The organism is Streptococcus pseudopneumoniae (genome assembly GCF_038148935.1).
Classification (GTDB): domain Bacteria; phylum Bacillota; class Bacilli; order Lactobacillales; family Streptococcaceae; genus Streptococcus; species Streptococcus pseudopneumoniae_U.
In genome coordinates, this window is the sequence record NZ_JBBJZX010000193.1 from 1 (window position 1) to 726 (window position 726).

The window sequence follows — 726 nt, forward strand, 5'->3', positions numbered from 1 at the left end:
CTGTCATCTTTAGTTTGGTATTGAAAATAGTTTAACAGACTTTTGACTTCTTTTACATGATATAATAAAGTATAGTATTTATGAAAAGAACATATAGAGACTGTAAAAATGTACTTTTGAAAAGCTTTTTAATCTGGGGTGTTATTGTAGATAGAATGCAGACCTTGTCAGTCCTATTTACAGTGTCAAAATAGTGCGTTTTGAAGTTCGATCTACAAGCCTAATCGTGACTAAGATTGTCTTCTTTGTAAGGTAGAAATAAAGGAGTTTCTGGTTCTGGATTGTAAAAAATAAGTTGTTTTAATTGATAAGGAGTAGAATATGGAAATTGATGTAAGTAAATTAAGAACAGATTTGCCTCAAGTTGGCGTGCAACCATATAGGCAAGTCCATGCCCATTCCACAGGCAACCGTAACTCCACGGTGCAAAATGAGGCTGACTACCATTACAGAAAAGATCCTGAATTGGGCTTCTTTTCTCACGTAGTCGGTAATGGTCGTGTTATGCAGGTAGGACCTGTTGATAATGGTGCCTGGGACGTTGGGGGTGGTTGGAATGCAGAAGGTTATGCACAAGTTGAACTGATTGAAAGCCATGAATCAAAAGAAGAGTTTCTGATTGACTATCGTCTCTATATCGAACTCTTGCGTAATCTAGCGGACGAGGCTGGGATACCGAGAACGCTTGATACTGCTGATTTAGCAGGTATCAAGACACACGAATAT

Annotated in this window: 1 protein-coding gene; it reads left to right on the top strand. The window is 38.0% G+C overall.

Annotated features, from left to right (window positions below):
• Positions 1–321: 321 nt before the first annotated feature.
• Positions 322–726: N-acetylmuramoyl-L-alanine amidase (locus WKI42_RS10540; protein ID WP_368081897.1), on the top strand; the 405-nt coding region annotated here is incomplete at its 3' end.